The organism is Paenibacillus montanisoli (assembly GCF_003268025.1).
GTDB lineage: Bacteria > Bacillota > Bacilli > Paenibacillales > Paenibacillaceae > Paenibacillus_Z > Paenibacillus_Z montanisoli.
This window is the reverse complement of record NZ_QLUW01000002.1, coordinates 1,002,936-1,018,291: the sequence shown is the minus strand read 5'-3', so window position 1 is coordinate 1,018,291 and position 15,356 is coordinate 1,002,936. Positions and strand designations below refer to the sequence as shown.

Sequence of the window (15,356 nt, the reverse complement as noted above, 5' to 3'; positions counted from 1 at the left end):
TATCACGACAAACGTGTATTACATGAAGCCGAAGGAATCGTTTAATCCGAATATTGGAACACTCTTTTATCCGATTTGAATGATGTAACAGCATAATAAGCAGCCCGATCGCGTGGACGAATAATGCTAGGCAGCGAATGTACCAGCTGCTCGACTACTCGCGGAGTTTATGAGAACGATGAGGTACTAGGCTAAAGATAAAAGAGGTCAACCAGTAAAAACTGGCTGACCTCATAATACGAACGGGCAGTTTACTGAGAAACCAACTTGAACAAATTATATGATAGTCGAGATGGATAACAAAATAAAAAATAGGAGAGGTTTTATTAATGGAATCACCAATAAGGACCATTTTCTTGATTTCCTAGATAAGAGGAATAAGATAGATGTGCATCGAAGAATCAGTTTTAACGGGTAAATGGGGATGAAGTCAAATTCAAAATTTAGTAAAATAGGAGGAATGAAAATGGCAAAACTAAACCAGTGTCAAAGCTGTGGAATGCCCATGAAAAAGTCGGGCGAATTTGGAACGGAAAAAGGCGGGACACCGTCCGAGAAATACTGTCACCATTGCTACCAAAACGGCGAATGGGTGCATCCTGATGCCTCATTCGATGAATTTTATGCATTCAGTTTAAAAAAGTTTCAGGAATCAGATATGAATAGGATTGAAAAATTTTTTCTTAATAAAATGTATACAAAAAAGTTTTTAAAAAAATTAGAGCGCTGGCGCTAAAACAAAAAGACCTTGCCCGCGTTGGCGATGAACCCGGACCTGCAGGAGAAATATGAAGCCAACCGATTGCGCGTAGTACGGCAGGTACGTTGTGGAACAGTATCGATTCGACCGCGATCCCCGTCCAAAGGGCAAGCCTTCCGAACCATTGCTGAATTTTCCGAGCGGAGCATTGGTACATTTTGCGGTGAGCAACAGTGAAGTGCGGATGGCTACGAAGTTGCAGGAGCAGGTATGGGAACGAGATAGCTGGTTTATCATCGAGTTCGTTGCCGGGTCAAATTAGTGTAATCCTGTCATAGTACTATGAAAAAATGCTGAAAGCCCACAACCCAGTGATACCATGGGGTTTAGGGCTTTTTCGTATTTCACCGTCATAATCCTGTCATAGCAACTAAGACATAAAAAACGACTCAATCCCAGAAGTATCAAGGGGTTGGGCGCTTGTCATAGATGTCATTGATAAAAGGCCTATTTAGAAGTATAAAATATACTTACGTACGCAGTAAAAATAACGATTCGCATCAGATTCGCATCAACTCGCATTGGCACTGGTGTGTAGCTTCCAGCAGACAAAAGAAAAAAACCAGCGTTTCCGCGGGTTTGGACGTTTAAGTTATGGTGATCTGGACAGGGTTCGAACCTGTGACCCCTACCCTGTCAAGATAGTGCTCTCCCAGCTGAGCTACCAGATCATATGGTGTGTTTCTCTTTCGTGTTTTGCTAGCGACAAGTAATAATATATCAGACGATCTAAAGGAAGTCAACAGGTTTACGATAAAATATTCTAAATGCATGCAAACCCGCATAAAGTGTACTCAAGCGTCTATCCTTGGAAAGGCGGGTTGTCTAGTGGCGGAAGCTGCCCATTTGGCGGTGTGGTTGGTTGGATTGTTCGGTATCGTCGGTACGGTGTGCGTATGTGTGGCCAAAGTGGTGATCCATGACTCGGTTGCTTACGATGAAGCCTTCGTTTGGAGGAGGAAGCTGCCGCCGGAAGCGAAATCAAAGCGGTAAACACGGCGCAAGTTTGCATCGGAAACGGCTCGGGTATACTAGTCCCAAGATGGCAACCTCTAGGGAGTGGTATAGTTGAGAAGGGCGATTGGCGCTGTTTGTTGTCTGGTGATTTGCTCCGGATGCTTGCAGCAGCATGCTTCGGTCACGGTCTCTGCCAAAAGAACTGTTCAAACGGAGAGCGTGATAGGAACGGTTTATCCAACAACGCGGTCGGTGTTCAGTGATGTCTATGACTCGCCAAATAAATCGAGGGGATTGACACCGGCATTACCGGGCGCGTCAAGCTCGCGCCAGTATAAACCTCCGCTTCATGAGGAAAACAACCCATAAATCCGGCAGTGTCCGACAAGGACACTCCGGATTTTTTTGGCTTTCAGATGTATATTTAAGCGAATGGTGAGCTATCCTACTTTGGCGACTATCGCAAAGGAGGATTACAAGAATGTTCGATGCAGGAATGGAGCAGCAAGGCGTTCAGGCCGGCGGTACGCGTGAAACGATCGTGGCTACGCAAAAAAACGGCGATGGCGATTTAACGGCTTTTAAGACTTCATCAGGCCGTGTGCTGAATTATGAGCAAGCTCTTGCCGAAGCGAACAACGGCACGCTGGCAGGAGTCAATGTGTTTAAAGGAAAAGATGGCGGCCATTACATTCGCGGCGATGCGGACGGGGATCCGACTAATAATCTGGATCAGCTGCCGAACTTCTAATAAGAACGACAAAAGCCCGCTGCAGTTCAGAGCAGCGGGCTTTTTATTTTATGGCATTAAAAGGTATACCGTTTATGTTGTTCGACAAAGCGCATGACGCCTGTCTTGCCTTCGTATGCCGCTTTGCTGTCATCATAGTGCATCAGCCAGACATGTTCTTGAACGGATTGCGGCAGCGACAGCAGCTCGTCTAATGTCGTATGCACGGCGCCCGGCGGCTTCAGCTGGCAATCGTGGAAGATCGTCTGTACGCCGTTTTTGACCAGCCTATCCAGCAGCTCGGGATTGAACCTCATATCCGCGGAATAGAAGAAGGTATCGTTAATCAAGAAGGAGTAGCTTAGCTTATTCGGAATGTGTTCGGTACGGATCGCTTCGACAGCAAACCCGGGCAGCAGCTCGGTCTTTACACCGGTCTGCAGCGGCCTTACATCGAAATAGTCCTCCAGCGAGGCGCATTCATCCTGCAGCAGCCCGCCCTTCAAGGAGCTTTCCCAGAGGGAGCGTACTAAAGATTCATGGATGTAGAGCGTCAGCTTGCGCTTGAAGATAAACTTCATTTGGAAAGCAAGCTCCTCCAAACCGCCGATATGGTCGGCATGGATATGGCTGATCAGAAGGGCGTCAATCTCGTTGACGGATTTACCAAGCTGATGCAGCGAGAGCAGCGCGGTGATGCCGCAGTCGAGCAATAGGGTATGTCGATCTGTATAGAATAGCGCGTTGTTGTTGAAATAGGTTTTGGCAAACGCGCTGCCCGTTCCGAGCATTTGAATATCCAATCGGGCATCCTCCCTAAGCGGTACGATATCTTTCAATTTATCATTTCACTTCCTGAATGGAAAGAAAAACCTCTCAAATTTCATCAGCAAACGACAGCCAAGCACACACTTGCCTACCTGCACATACGATAGCTATGAACGGAATGCGAAGATGGGCAGGTGCGGGATCGATATGGCTGGCAAAGGTAAAACCGTTAAGAAGAAGAAGAAAACGACTGACCGCAAACAGGCGGTAATGAAGCTCGTTCTGTCAGACACATGCAAGGTTTGCAAGACGCCGTGCGCAAGAGGAATGCGCTATTACGAAAGCATGCGAAAGCCGGGAGCAGTGGGGCAAGGCGTTCCGTGCATTTTGACCAAAACGTACGTCTAACGGATTAAACCGAACCGATTATTCCCCAATTAGTATTTCCCAGGAAAGCGCAGATTCCAGCATATTATGACAAGTTTTGGCAAGGAAAAATTTTTTTGTACTGGCGCAACTTTGGACGACTTGGTGAGTATAACCATACATCCAGATAAACGGACGGAGGGTTTGCTGCCATGAAGTTCAGAAAGCTTTTCATTTTGACGTTAGTGTTGTCGCTGTGGGGTGGCACGATGCTCTTCGCGGATTCCGCCTCGCAACGGGTACGGGTCATCGTGAACGGGAATGAGCTGGACGACGCAGGCATGCTTACTGACGGCAAAACGTATTTAGCGGTTCGCCAGATCGCGAATACGCTGCAATCGATCGTTCTCTGGGATGAAGACACGAAGAAGGTTACGCTGTATAAGCCGAACGTGCACATGTTTTTGTTCCAGGACTCTACGATTTTCGGCAATGTCGTGAAAGGCAACCGGATCACGTTCAAAGTATTTGCGCAAATCGATAATCTGCTGACCGATATTTCCGCAGTGAAGGTAACGATCGAGGACCCTCAAGGCAATGAGTCCTTGATTCAATCGAAGAACGTTACGATCGAAAAAGATAATTTCTGGTATCGGACTGACGACACGACCTATACGTTCGATACGGCGGGCAAATATACGATCAAGTTTTACATGAAGATGGCCGGCAGCGAAGAGTGGAAACCGGTTTCCGAGAAGACGATCACGGCCAAAACCTCATAGCAATAGAGAGGCGCTGCAACCCGAACGGTTGCAGCGCTTTCGTTTGACCATGGAGATGTTCCATGATACGATACGAGGGAATGAATCATCAATGGAAATGAGGGTAACCAATGAGCGATCACGTGCATGATGAGAATTGCAACCACGATCATGATCACGAAGAACACGTATTCCTTGTCACTGACGAAGAAGGCATTGAGCGTGAAATGGTCATGGTATTTACGTTTGAATCTGAAGATCAAGTGTATTCCGTACTGCTCGACCGCAACGATCCGGAAGCTGACGGCGTTATTTTCCGTATCGAGGAAGAAGACGGCGAAGCTTTCCTGGTAGGTATCGAAGATGATGCTGAATGGGAACGCGTCACGAAGATCTATGAAGAAATCGCAAGAAGCGAGAATGAAGGCTAGGGTGCCGAACCGGCCCTTTGCGTTTCAAATGAAAAACTCCGATGCCCTAGCGGCTCGGAGTTTTTTTTGTCGTTTACTTGCGAGGATTATAGTAAATGGTTCTGCCGTTAAACATCGTCAATTCGGCCTTCAGGTGCTTCGCAAAGTATTTGCAAAGCTCGTTGGCTTTGGATTTATCGCCATGCGTGGCCGAATCCGGAAGCACAACCTGCACATGCGAAACGGACTGATCGCCGACCTCTTGCGAGCCGACGCCAAATAAAATGTAGTTATACTGCGGCGAGGTGCCCTTCAAATAAAACCACCGATTCTCTTCCCCCGGCTTCGTTTCAACCGTATAAGGAAATGCGGATTCCGTGTAGTCCCATCCAAGCTGCCGGCCCGTTAACGAGGTCTGTTCCCGGTAGCGGCCCAGCCTTTCCTTCACCTCATCGAGGCTGAGACGTTCGACTGCCGAACCTTGCACAAATTTAATGTAAGCGCTTTGACCCATTATGCCCACCCCCTTCCACATCATAGCATTCTGAAAAAGGATTGACAATAAGAGCCAAATGAGAGGCTGGAAGTTGCGCAAAAAGTCCCCGAAGCATACACGCTGAGGCGTATAAGACCGGGGACTAGTGAGAAACATGCACGCTTTAGCAGAACTATGAAATGGCTTCTTCCTCTACGATAACCTTTACGAATTGAATGCTGCGATCTTCTGGACCTTTCACCGGCAGGCCGACCTCGACGTGATCGACGATATAATCGATATTCGTCTGGGAGATGACCTCGCCCGGAAGCAGAATCGGAATGCCCGGCGGGTAGACGTAAATGAATTCGGCGATAATGCGTCCGGCCGATTCCTTGAACGGCACCACTTCGGTTTCCGAGTAGAACGCTTCGCGCGGAGTGAGGGAGAGGTGCGGGATTTCAGGAATCTTCACCACAAGCTCATTCGACTCATTCGCATGGTGCTGCTCGGACAGATCGCGAAGCGCCGTGAGCAGCGTTCCGACGGAATCCGACGTGTCGCCCGGCGTTACAAGCGCGAGAATGTTATACATATCGCTGAGCTCAACTTCAATGTTGTAGTGCTCGCGCAGCCAATTCTCCACCTCGTAGCCGGTCATGCCCAGATGGCGGACGTGAACGGCCAGCTTGGTCGGATCGTAATCATAAGTCGCCTCGCCGCCGAGAATTTCTTCGCCGATGCAGTAGAGGCCCGGCATCTTGTTAATTTCCGTACGCGCGAGTTGCGCAAGCTCGATGGCGCGTTCCGCAATGTCATGACCGTTAATCGCCAAGTTGCGGCGAGACGTATCAAGCGAGGAGAGCAGGATGTACGACGTCGACGTCGTCGTTAGCATGCTGATAATCGTTTGCACGCGCTGCGGGTTGATCCGCCCGTTGCGCACATTTAGCACGGAGCTCTGCGTCATGGAGCCGCCGAGCTTGTGAACGCTTGTCGCAGCCATATCCGCGCCGGCTTGCATCGCCGACATCGGCAGCTTCTCGTGGAAATGAATGAGCACGCCATGCGCTTCGTCGACAAGGACCGGAATGTCGTAGCTGTGCACGAGCTCCACGATTTCCTTCAAGTCGGCGCAAATGCCGTAATAGGTCGGGTTGATCACGAGAACGGCTTTCGCGTCATGATGGCGATCGAGCGCGCGCTTCACCGCGCGCGTCGTAATGCCGTGATCGATCCCGAGATTGGAGTCACGGGCAGGCGAGATGAAGACCGGGCGTGCGCCGGCGAAAATAATGGCCGACATAATCGATTTATGCACGTTACGGGGCACGATGATTTTATCTCCCGGCTTGCAGACGGTCAGAATCATGGTCATGATGGCGCCGCTTGTTCCTTGTACCGAAAAAAAGGTATAATCAGCACCGAAAGCATCTGCTGCCAGTTTCTGGGCTTCTTCGATGACGCCGGTCGGTTGGTGCAGGTCATCCAGCGGAGCAATATTTATGAGGTCAATCGACAACGCATTGTCGCCGATGAATTCGCGAAATTCAGAGTCGCTGCCTAGTCCTTTTTTATGTCCGGGAATGTGAAACTGTACAGGGTTGTTGGCCGCATGTTCGCATAGGGCGGTAAACAGCGGGGTCCGGGTATGATCCATAGCATTCATCCCAGCCTTTCGTGTGGATTGATAACAAACAAAGCCCAGTATAGCAAAACTAGGGGGGATTGCAAGCAACATTTTTGTTGAGAATAGAGTCTACAAAGCCAATCCGATTTATGAGCGGGAAGGGGAACGAACATGAGAATCAGTAAGGGCTGGGCGGGAAAAAAAGTATTGTCGTCGCCATTCGTCGTCCAGCTGCTCATTATTATGTACTTGGTTGAATTCGTGAAGGGTGCTCTGCTCGTCTCGATTCTTCCTGTTTATATGAGGCAGGTGCTCGATCTGTCCGCGTATGCGGTCGGATGGGCGCTTGCGCTTCAATATATCGGCGATAACGCGTTTCGCAGCCCGCTCGGGTGGGTCATCGACCGCATCGGCTATCGTTACGTCATGCTTTTCGGCGTCCTGTTTACGACCGCGTCGGTGCTGATTGTCGCATTCATGCACGGGATGGAGTGGATTGTGATCGCCTGTTTGCTTCTCGGCATAGGCACTTCGCCGCTGTGGCCCTGCGTCATTAACGGGGCTACGACCGTAGCCGGAAACGAGGCGAGCGGCACGATCATGAGCGTCGTGTACATGGCGTGGTTGACAGGCGTAGGCTGCGGGCCGATCGTCATCAATTTCTTTATCGTGCATACGTATGCCCCTGCTTTCCGGATTTTGATCGGAATGATGATCGTCGTCATCGTGATTGCGTTCCTGCTGCCGGGGAGAAAGCGTTCCATGGAACTGGAGAACCGCGAGGCTCCGGTTGCAGCGACATCGGAGTTTGCCCGCGAGAAGCTGTCTTTGCCGGAGCGGGTTCGCCGTTATTTTGCAAAGGTGAGCAGCTCCTTGCACGCAAGCAAGCTGCTGTACCCTGCGATGTTCACGCAGAACTTCGCGCTAGGGCTGCTTACACCTGTGCTGACTCAATATGCGCGTACAGTGCTTCATCTCACGCCACAGCAATATAGCATGTACCTAGTTGCCGGGGGAGCGGTGACCGTGCTTGGCTTAATTCCGGTTGGCAAATGGGTCGATCGCTTCGGGACAAAATGGTTTCTGCATTTTGGCTTTATCACCGCCGCCGCCTCGCTGTCGATTCTCGGCTACACGAGGTCGCTTCCGCTTGTCCTGTTAATCGTCGCGTTCGTCGGTCTTGGCTATGCTTGCATCATTCCGGCTTGGAATGCGCTGATCGCGCAGGCGATTCCGAAATCGGAGCGCGGCGCCGTGTGGGGTTTCTTTCTGACGATCGAAGGTCTCGGCATGGTATTCGGCAGCATTATGTCGGGCAAGCTGTGGGATATGCTCGGCCCTCATTCTCCTTTTCTGGTCAGCGGAGCCGTTCTGCTGCTCTTGTTTGTTCTTCATTTGTTCATAACAAGACACAAAGCAGATGTGGTACGATGATGGAATGGAGGGAACAACATGACCAATTACAAAGACAAACGACTCGGCATAGTAATGATTATGCTTATAACGACATTTATCGGGTTTGGGATTATTATACCGGTTTTGCCGGAGCTTATTAAAAAGGCGGATGCCGGAGCGGTAGAGTTTCATACCGGCATGATGCTGTCGATCTACTCGGCCGTATCGTTTCTGCTCTCGCCGCTGTGGGGCGCGCTGTCCGACAGGATCGGCCGCCGTCCCGTCATTCTGACCGGCGTGCTTGGCTTTGCGGCCAGCTTCCTGCTGTTTGGCATCGCGGACGGCAGTCTTCCGATCATGTACGCTTCGCGATTGCTCGGCGGATTGTTCTCCGGCGCGGTGACGTCCGTTATGGTCGCTTATGTGGCGGACGTGACGCCTCCGGAGCAGCGGACGCGCGGGATGGGGCTCGTCGGCATGTCGATCGGCCTCGGCTTCACGATCGGGCCGGGCTTCGGCGGATTGCTCAGCCTTGTCTCCCAGAATACGCCGTTCTTCGCGGCCGCGGCGCTCTCGCTCGTGACGTTTTTGATCGCGGTAACGAAGCTGCCGGAATCGCTCACGCCGGAAATGCGCCAAGAGACGGGCGGGGTTAAACCGTCTCGCTGGAGCGCGTTTACCGGTTCGGTGAAATACCTGTATATATTGGCGCTAATCGTATCGCTGTCGCTTGCCGGACTGGAGGCGACGCTGCAGCTGTTCGGCATGAGACGGTTCGATGTGACGCCGCTTCAGGTTGGCGTCATGTTCCTCGTCTGCGGTTTGGTCGGGGCGCTTATTCAAGGCGGAGTCGTCCGCAGACGGATCCGCAAAGGACAAGAGCCCATGTATATAACAGTCGGACTCATCATCTCGGCGGCGGGCTTCCTGCTGCTTGTGACCGCGCATTCCTTGCTGTCGGCGACGATCTATCTGGCCATCTTCGGCATCGGCAATGCGCTGATCCGGCCATGCGTCACCTCGCTGATTACGCAGAAGACATCGGTCGGACAAGGCGTCGCGTCAGGGCTAAGCTCGTCGATGGACAGTTTAGGCCGAATTGTAGGTCCTTTGTTCGGCGCGTTCCTCTTCACGGTGGATTTGACGTTGCCTTATGTCGCCGGCGGCTTGCTGTCGCTTGCGGCGCTCACGCTGCTGCTGCGGTTCCGCTTGCTGGACAGCGCGGCTGTCGAACGGAGCGAATCCGTCTCGCAGCGATAAACGACAACAGCACCTGCATCAGGCGCCGGGGCGGCGCAGCTGATGCAGGTGCTGTTTTATTGTGACAACGTTATTTGGCGATGCCAAGTCCTCGCATGATGAACGTAATTGTCGCCTCGCGCTCTTGCACATCGTCCCAGACGGCGTCCTTGCGCTCCCCATAGAGGCTGCGCACCGCAATGTAGCCCATGATCGCCGAAATGGTGAGACGGACGACCGTCATGGACGGCAGATCGACCATCTGGCCCTTCGCTTGAAATCCTGTCACTAATTTCTGCAGACGACCAAGCACCTTCACGAGCACATCTCTCTGAAAATGCTCCTGCAGCTCCGGATGAAACGGAATCTCTTGAAGCAAAATCCGCAATAGATTGCGGTGTTTGGCTATAAACTCGATCCGGTTCTCGATCATCGCCCGAATGACGCCTTCATAGCTCTCATACTCGCTGTCGAGCACCTTGTTGAAGCCGCGCAGCACGAACGGCGCGATCAGCTTCGTCATCGCGGGCGCAACGATCGAGAGCAGAAGATCCTTCTTCGTCTTGTAATGCCGGAAAATCGTGCCTTCCGCAACGCCGGCCCGCTGCGCGATTTCGCTGGTGGAGGAGCCGGCGTAGCCCTTCTCGGCAAATACTTCAATGGCCGATTGCAAAATCTTCGTCTGCTTCTCCGTCATTTTCTCGCCGGAGCCCTCGCCCTTCAGCAGCTCTTCCACCCATTGTTCCATCGTTTCGCTCATCTTACGGACAACTCCTTCATGCTCTACCCGCGTTCGTCCCAATAACCATGATCATAGCACAGAAGGGAAGCCGGATTAAATGGCGCGGTGCTTCTTCAGGGCAATCACGTTCAGGAGCGCGAAGACAGCCGAGAATCCGATAAGCACATAGACGTCAAGCTGAATGTCGCTCCAGCCCTCGCCGCGGATCATAATGCCGCGCATAGCGTCGGCGCCGTAATAAAGCGGCATAATCGTGCTCAGCTTCTGCAGCCACGGCGTCATGGCATCCAAATTGAACAAGCCCGAGAAGAAGACCTGCGGCACGACGACGAGCGGAATGAATTGAATGATTTGAAATTCGTTGCTTGCAAAAGAAGACAAGAGCGTACCCAGCGTCAAGGCGGTCAAGGATAGCAGCAGGTTCATCATGAGCACGAGCCAGATCGAGCCGTCCATATAAAGGCCGAGGATGTCGATGGCAAACCACGCGATCAAGGCCGCTTGAAGCAGCGTGAACAATCCGAAGCCGGACAAATAGCCGAGCACGACCTCGAAGCGCCGGATCGGCGTGGCAAGCAGACGCTCCAGCGTCCCGCTGGTGCGTTCCCGGAGGAAGGACACGCCGGCAAGCATGAAGACAAAGAAGAAAGAGAAGAAGCCGATGAGAACAGGACCGAAATTATCGAAGGAAGCCATTTCCTCGCTGCCGTGCAGGTAAGTGATATCAGGAGCAACGGCCGGCAGGCCGGCGCTCATGGTGCGCTGCAGGAGGAGAAGCACCATTTTGGTATTGGAAGGGTCACTGCCCTCCAGCTCGATGGCCGGCTTGCCGCCGTTCAACGAAAGCACCGCGTCCAGCACGCCGTCCTTAAGCGCCTGCTCCGCCGATTGGAAGTCGTCATAGGAGGTCACCTCCGCATCCGCGGCTTCAAGCCGCTCGACTAAGGCGGCAGGCAGCTGAACGGCGCCGATTTGCGGTTCGACCGTGTTGCCGTTAAAAACAAGCTTCATTAATGTAAGAATAAGCAGCGGCGCAAGGAACAGCAGAGCCAGCGTCCGCTTGTCGCGCACGAACTGGCGGATGATCCGAATGGCTAACGCTCGAATTCTCATGCCCGGACACCTCCCCCGTAAACGATGAACGCTTCCTCGAGCGTCGCGCTGCCGCTGCTCGCTTTAATGGCTTCCGGCGTGCCGATGGCGGTCAGCTTGCCGTCCCGGATGAGGCCAAGCCGGTCGCATTTGTCCGCTTCGTCCATCACATGCGTCGTCAGCACGATTGTCGTTCCTCGCCTGCGCATGTCGCTAAGCTCCTGCCAGATCGACTGCCGCAGTACGGGATCGATGCCGACTGTAGGCTCGTCAAGTATGAGCAGCTCCGGTTCATGCAGCAGGGAAAGCGCAAGCGACAGCCGCCGTTTCATCCCGCCGGAATACGCGGCAACCGTTTTGTTCAAATCATCCTGCAAATTAACGATCGACATAGCCGTCTCGATCCGCTTCGATAATTGCGAGCCCTTCAGGCCGAACAGAGAGCCGAAGAACGTCAGGTTTTGCTTGGCGGTCAGCTCGTTGTACAGCGCATCCGACTGCGCCATGTAGCCGAAGCGCTGCAGCATGGCCAGCTTCGGCATCTGTTCGCCCAGCATGTGCACGGAGCCGCCGTCCGCTTTATCGATGCCGGTGATCAGCTTGATCAGCGTTGTTTTGCCGGAGCCGGAAGGACCCAGCAGGCCAAACACCTCTCCGCGCTCCACTTGCAGCGATATGTCGTCGAGTACGGTCTTGCTGCCGAATCGGCGGGTGACGGAGCGGACGTCGATAACCGGATTCGGTGAAGCTGAATGGATAGAAGAAGACATTCGTGTCACATCCTCGCATGAAAATGAGTGATTACTCACATTTAGTTTACTCCCGCACCGGAAGCCTGTAAAGTGAGTGATCACTCACTATTTGTCCGAAGTCTGACGTTCGCCTCCGTCTTAGGTCGGGGAAAAAGACTGGTCTACAGACGTTTACAACGCGAATTGGAAAAATGTATCCTTGAACAAGGAGTTCTGAGGAGAACCAGAATGAAGGGAGAAACGAGAGGAATGCAGAGTATTACCAAATGGGCTTTTAACAATAAAGCCGCTATGAAAATTGTGGTGGTTTTAGCGCTGGTGATGGGGGTTATCAGCTACTATCGGCTGCCGATGGAATTCCTTCCTGAAGCCGACAATCCAATGGTGACCATCGCCGCGATCGGACCTGGCTACGATGCCAAGTCGATGGAAACCGGCGTAACCGCCAAACTGGAGGAAGCGGTCCAGTTCGTGAAGGGCAAGAGCCTGATGACCTCATCCTCCGGGAACGGATTTTCGAAGATTGACCTGGCTTTCGATTCCAAGACGAATATGAAGGAAGCCAAGGCGGAGGTTGAAGCCGCAGTCCGGTCGGTTCAGCTTCCTGAGCGCGTCATGACGCCATATGTCGTGCAGTTCAACACATCGATGATTCCGATTTCGTGGGTTTCGGTAAACCTGGACGGCATCGGCGAGGCGGACCGCGAGCAGGCAGAGAAAGACCTGATCAACGCATTTAAGAAAGTGGAAGGCGCCGGCGACGTAACGCTTGGCGGCAAAACGAACCCGAGCATCTCGGTCGTGCCGGATCCGGCGAAGCTTGCGGCTAAAGGCGTACCGTTCGCGTCGCTGATGGGCGTGCTTCAGGGCCGCGGCGTTGCTGCTTCGATCGGGGAAAAGACGATCGACGGCGCATCCGGCAACATCAACGTCGAAGCATCGATCAACGATATCGATACGCTTCGCAAGCTTCCGGTCGCTGAAGGCGTTACGCTTGGCGATGTCGCGGAAGTAAAAGCGCAAACGGAGCAAGAAAGCATCAGCAGCCTGGACGGCAAGAACGTGCTCATGCTTACGATTTCCAAGACGGCCGATGCCAACGCGGTCAAAGTCGGCGACGCCGTGCAAGAAGAAGTAGACCGTCTTAACAAAGAAATGAAGGGCGTCGACATTAAAGTGCTCTCGAGCACGTCCGAACAAGTCGTGCATTCCGTCAATTCGATGCTTCGCGAAGTTCTGATGGGCGCTCTGTTCGCAACCGTCGTTATCCTGCTGTTCATGCGCAACGTGAGAGCGACGCTCGTTACGATCATCTCGATTCCGCTTTCGCTTGGCATTACGCTCTATCTGCTCCAATTGTCCGGCGTGACGCTTAACATCATTACGCTCGGCGGCGTCGCGGTTGCCGTCGGCCGTCTCGTAGACGATAGTATCGTCGTTATCGAGAACATTTACCGCCGTTTGCAGAAGGAAGCTTTCTCGATCCAGCTTGTGATGGATGCCACCAAAGAAGTCGCAACGGCCATCACGTCTTCGACACTCGTAACGGTTGCCGTATTCCTTCCTATGGGGCTGCTGCGCGGCTCGCTGCAAGCCTTCTTGCTGCCGTTCGCGCTTACGGTTACGTACTCGCTGCTGGCATCGCTGCTCGTTGCTTTGACGGTCGTGCCTGTTCTTAGCGCGGTTCTTCTGCGCAACACGAAGATGAAGGAACACGAAAGCTCCAAACGTTTTGCGAAATTTCTGGCATGGAACCTGCAGCACAAATGGCTGCCGCTTCTCATTGCCGTCTTGCTTCTTGCCGGTTCGGTCGGTGCATACATGTCGATGCCGAAAGGCGCGATCGACTCCTCCAATGCAGCCAATCTAACGGTATCGCTCGAATATCCGAGCGAAACGCCGAAGGAGAAAGTCGTTGAAGAAGGCCGTAAGCTGGAGAAGTTCCTGAATGACCGCAACGATATCGATTGGGTACTGATGCAAAACGGCAACAGCTCCGACGGCGCGAAATACGGCGAAGTAAGCTCCCCGACGCTCGTCAGCTACTTGATCGATATGAAAGAAGGCGCAGATGCCGAGAAACTGATCGAAGACGTGAAAGGTCAGCGTCCGTCCTTTCCGGGAGCCGACTTGAACGCAGGCGCGATGGACTTCGCCGGCGGCGGCAGCTCCACGCAAATCATGGTTGACGTAACTGGCGACGACCTCGATGCGATCGCCCAAGGTGCAGATCAGGTCATGGGAGCGATCAAACCGGTCAAAGACGTCATTAAAGTAAAATCGAACCAAGAACAGAAGAAGCCTGTTTATACGTTTACGCTGGATCCGTTGAAATCCAACGGCCAAGAGGTTGCGGGGCAGCTTCAAGGCATGCTGAATCCGATACCGCTCGGCTCCGTTACGATTGACGGCCGTCAAACGAACGTCATTCTCCAGCCGATGGCGGATCCGAAATCGGAAAATGAGCTGAATCAGCTGATGATCATGACAGCTCAAGGCCCTGCACCGGTATCTTCCGTGGCGAAGCTGACGAAGAGCGAGCAGGCGAGCGTGTTCTACCATAAAGACGGCAAGCCGTATGTCCGCGTAACGGCTGACGTAGAGCCTAGCCAATTGTCGATCGTCGGCAAAGAGATTACGAAGAAGGTCAATGAGCTGAAGGCGCCTGAGGGCGTAGTCTTCACGGTTGGCGGCGCATCTGCGGACCAATCGGAGGACTTTGCGGATTTGGGCATCATTATGATGGTTGCGATCGGTATCGTATATTTGATCATGGTCGTCACATTCAAAACATTGCGCGCGCCTCTAGCCATTCTTGGCTCGCTGCCATTGGCGGCAATCGGCGCGGTGGTCGGCTTGCTTGTGACGGGGATTTCGCCGGACTTCACGGCTGTCTTCGGCGCACTGATGCTGGTCGGTATCGTAGTCACGAATGCGATCGTGTTGATCGACCGCGTGAAACAAAACGAGCAGCACATGACGATCCGCGAAGCGCTGATCGAAGCGGCCGCTACGCGTGCCCGTCCGATTCTGATGACGGCGATCGCTACGATCTCGGCGATGCTGCCTCTCGTATTCGGTTCGTCGGAAAGCGGAAGCATCGTATCGCAAAGCTTGGCGATCGTCGTTATCGGCGGTCTGGCTGCCGCGACGCTGCTCACGCTGCTGATCATTCCATGCATTTACGAATTGTTCTTCTTCCGCAAATCGAAGCGTCAGCGCAAAGCTGCGAAAATCGGAGCTGCGGCTTAATGGAACACTAAGAAAAGGCTGTCCCTC

16 protein-coding genes and 1 tRNA gene are annotated in these 15,356 nt (G+C 52.8%); 10 read left to right on the top strand and 7 right to left on the bottom strand.

Annotation, left to right across the window (positions count from 1 at the left end; genetic code table 11):
* Positions 1-466 precede the first annotated feature (466 nt).
* Complete coding sequence (locus DL346_RS14215) at positions 467-736, top strand: zinc ribbon domain-containing protein (protein WP_112882746.1); 270 nt, start codon at positions 467-469, stop codon at positions 734-736.
* A 91-nt stretch (positions 737-827) separates the two neighbouring features.
* A complete protein-coding gene (locus DL346_RS29300) occupies positions 828-1,022 on the top strand; it encodes a hypothetical protein (protein WP_206098520.1) in 195 nt (64 codons plus the stop codon).
* A gap of 333 nt (positions 1,023-1,355) precedes the next feature.
* Here DL346_RS29300 and DL346_RS14205 read toward each other — a convergent pair.
* Positions 1,356-1,431, bottom strand: a tRNA-Val gene (locus DL346_RS14205).
* Positions 1,432-1,588: 157 nt separating this feature from the next.
* On the opposite strand from DL346_RS14205, the gene DL346_RS14200 reads away from it, so the two are divergent.
* Positions 1,589-1,753: a hypothetical protein gene (locus DL346_RS14200; protein WP_240633162.1), complete on the top strand. Its 165-nt coding sequence runs from the start codon at positions 1,589-1,591 to the stop codon at positions 1,751-1,753.
* A 445-nt stretch (positions 1,754-2,198) separates the two neighbouring features.
* Positions 2,199-2,468, top strand: a complete 270-nt coding sequence (locus DL346_RS14195) for a DUF3892 domain-containing protein (protein ID WP_240633161.1) — start codon at positions 2,199-2,201, stop codon at positions 2,466-2,468.
* A 56-nt stretch (positions 2,469-2,524) separates the two neighbouring features.
* On the opposite strand, the gene DL346_RS14190 is transcribed toward DL346_RS14195, so the two are convergent.
* Positions 2,525-3,250 (bottom strand): MBL fold metallo-hydrolase, encoded by a 726-nt coding sequence (locus tag DL346_RS14190; protein ID WP_240633160.1) that lies wholly within the window; start codon positions 3,248-3,250, stop codon positions 2,525-2,527.
* Between the two features lie 172 nt (positions 3,251-3,422).
* On the opposite strand from DL346_RS14190, the gene DL346_RS14185 reads away from it, so the two are divergent.
* The 3 genes from DL346_RS14185 to DL346_RS14175 all read left to right on the top strand — a co-directional run bounded on the left by DL346_RS14185 (position 3,423) and on the right by DL346_RS14175 (position 4,773).
* Complete coding sequence (locus DL346_RS14185) at positions 3,423-3,623, top strand: hypothetical protein (RefSeq protein WP_112882744.1); 201 nt, start codon at positions 3,423-3,425, stop codon at positions 3,621-3,623.
* Between the two features lie 170 nt (positions 3,624-3,793).
* Entirely contained in the window at positions 3,794-4,363 is a 570-nt protein-coding gene (locus tag DL346_RS14180; RefSeq protein ID WP_112882743.1) for a stalk domain-containing protein, read from the top strand.
* 110 nt (positions 4,364-4,473) lie between these two features.
* Entirely contained in the window at positions 4,474-4,773 is a 300-nt protein-coding gene (locus DL346_RS14175; RefSeq protein WP_112882742.1) for a DUF1292 domain-containing protein, read from the top strand.
* Positions 4,774-4,846: 73 nt separating this feature from the next.
* On the opposite strand, the gene DL346_RS14170 is transcribed toward DL346_RS14175, so the two are convergent.
* On the bottom strand, positions 4,847-5,266 hold the full coding sequence (locus DL346_RS14170) for a DUF1885 family protein (RefSeq protein ID WP_112882741.1): 420 nt from the start codon (positions 5,264-5,266) through the stop codon (positions 4,847-4,849).
* 154 nt (positions 5,267-5,420) lie between these two features.
* On the bottom strand, positions 5,421-6,887 hold the full coding sequence (locus DL346_RS14165) for an aminotransferase class I/II-fold pyridoxal phosphate-dependent enzyme (RefSeq protein ID WP_112883122.1): 1,467 nt from the start codon (positions 6,885-6,887) through the stop codon (positions 5,421-5,423).
* A 141-nt stretch (positions 6,888-7,028) separates the two neighbouring features.
* Here DL346_RS14165 and DL346_RS14160 point away from each other — a divergent pair, with 141 nt between their 5' ends.
* Positions 7,029-8,291 (top strand): MFS transporter, encoded by a 1,263-nt coding sequence (locus DL346_RS14160; protein ID WP_112882740.1) that lies wholly within the window; start codon positions 7,029-7,031, stop codon positions 8,289-8,291.
* Positions 8,292-8,309: 18 nt separating this feature from the next.
* Positions 8,310-9,512, top strand: a complete 1,203-nt coding sequence (locus DL346_RS14155; protein WP_112882739.1) for an MFS transporter — start codon at positions 8,310-8,312, stop codon at positions 9,510-9,512.
* A 70-nt stretch (positions 9,513-9,582) separates the two neighbouring features.
* Here DL346_RS14155 and DL346_RS14150 read toward each other — a convergent pair whose 3' ends face one another.
* From DL346_RS14150 to DL346_RS14140, 3 genes are all read right to left on the bottom strand, one after another.
* Positions 9,583-10,251 (bottom strand): TetR/AcrR family transcriptional regulator, encoded by a 669-nt coding sequence (locus DL346_RS14150; protein WP_112882738.1) that lies wholly within the window; start codon positions 10,249-10,251, stop codon positions 9,583-9,585.
* A 75-nt stretch (positions 10,252-10,326) separates the two neighbouring features.
* Positions 10,327-11,346: an ABC transporter permease gene (locus tag DL346_RS14145; RefSeq protein WP_112882737.1), complete on the bottom strand. Its 1,020-nt coding sequence runs from the start codon at positions 11,344-11,346 to the stop codon at positions 10,327-10,329.
* Positions 11,343-12,095, bottom strand: a complete 753-nt coding sequence (locus DL346_RS14140; protein WP_112882736.1) for an ABC transporter ATP-binding protein — start codon at positions 12,093-12,095, stop codon at positions 11,343-11,345. Before DL346_RS14140 ends, DL346_RS14145 begins: the two co-directional genes overlap by 4 nt.
* A 231-nt stretch (positions 12,096-12,326) precedes the next feature.
* On the opposite strand from DL346_RS14140, the gene DL346_RS14135 reads away from it, so the two are divergent.
* A complete protein-coding gene (locus DL346_RS14135) occupies positions 12,327-15,329 on the top strand; it encodes an efflux RND transporter permease subunit (RefSeq protein WP_112883121.1) in 3,003 nt (1,000 codons plus the stop codon).
* The last annotated feature ends 27 nt before the right edge of the window (positions 15,330-15,356 follow it).

What these genes read in the sequence shown, in the direction of transcription:
- DL346_RS14215 (WP_112882746.1), top strand. Translation starts at nt 467, where the DNA reads ATGGCAAAACTAAACCAGTGTCAAAGCTGTGGAATGCCCATGAAAAAG.
- DL346_RS14195 (WP_240633161.1), top strand. Translation starts at nt 2,199, where the DNA reads ATGTTCGATGCAGGAATGGAGCAGCAAGGCGTTCAGGCCGGCGGTACG.
- DL346_RS14185 (WP_112882744.1), top strand. Translation starts at nt 3,423, where the DNA reads ATGGCTGGCAAAGGTAAAACCGTTAAGAAGAAGAAGAAAACGACTGAC.
- DL346_RS14180 (WP_112882743.1), top strand. Translation starts at nt 3,794, where the DNA reads ATGAAGTTCAGAAAGCTTTTCATTTTGACGTTAGTGTTGTCGCTGTGG.
- DL346_RS14175 (WP_112882742.1), top strand. Translation starts at nt 4,474, where the DNA reads ATGAGCGATCACGTGCATGATGAGAATTGCAACCACGATCATGATCAC.
- DL346_RS14170 (WP_112882741.1), bottom strand. Translation starts at nt 5,266, where the DNA reads ATGGGTCAAAGCGCTTACATTAAATTTGTGCAAGGTTCGGCAGTCGAA.
- DL346_RS14165 (WP_112883122.1), bottom strand. Translation starts at nt 6,887, where the DNA reads ATGGATCATACCCGGACCCCGCTGTTTACCGCCCTATGCGAACATGCG.
- DL346_RS14160 (WP_112882740.1), top strand. Translation starts at nt 7,029, where the DNA reads ATGAGAATCAGTAAGGGCTGGGCGGGAAAAAAAGTATTGTCGTCGCCA.
- DL346_RS14155 (WP_112882739.1), top strand. Translation starts at nt 8,310, where the DNA reads ATGACCAATTACAAAGACAAACGACTCGGCATAGTAATGATTATGCTT.
- DL346_RS14150 (WP_112882738.1), bottom strand. Translation starts at nt 10,251, where the DNA reads ATGAGCGAAACGATGGAACAATGGGTGGAAGAGCTGCTGAAGGGCGAG.
- DL346_RS14145 (WP_112882737.1), bottom strand. Translation starts at nt 11,346, where the DNA reads ATGAGAATTCGAGCGTTAGCCATTCGGATCATCCGCCAGTTCGTGCGC.
- DL346_RS14140 (WP_112882736.1), bottom strand. Translation starts at nt 12,095, where the DNA reads ATGTCTTCTTCTATCCATTCAGCTTCACCGAATCCGGTTATCGACGTC.
- DL346_RS14135 (WP_112883121.1), top strand. Translation starts at nt 12,327, where the DNA reads ATGCAGAGTATTACCAAATGGGCTTTTAACAATAAAGCCGCTATGAAA.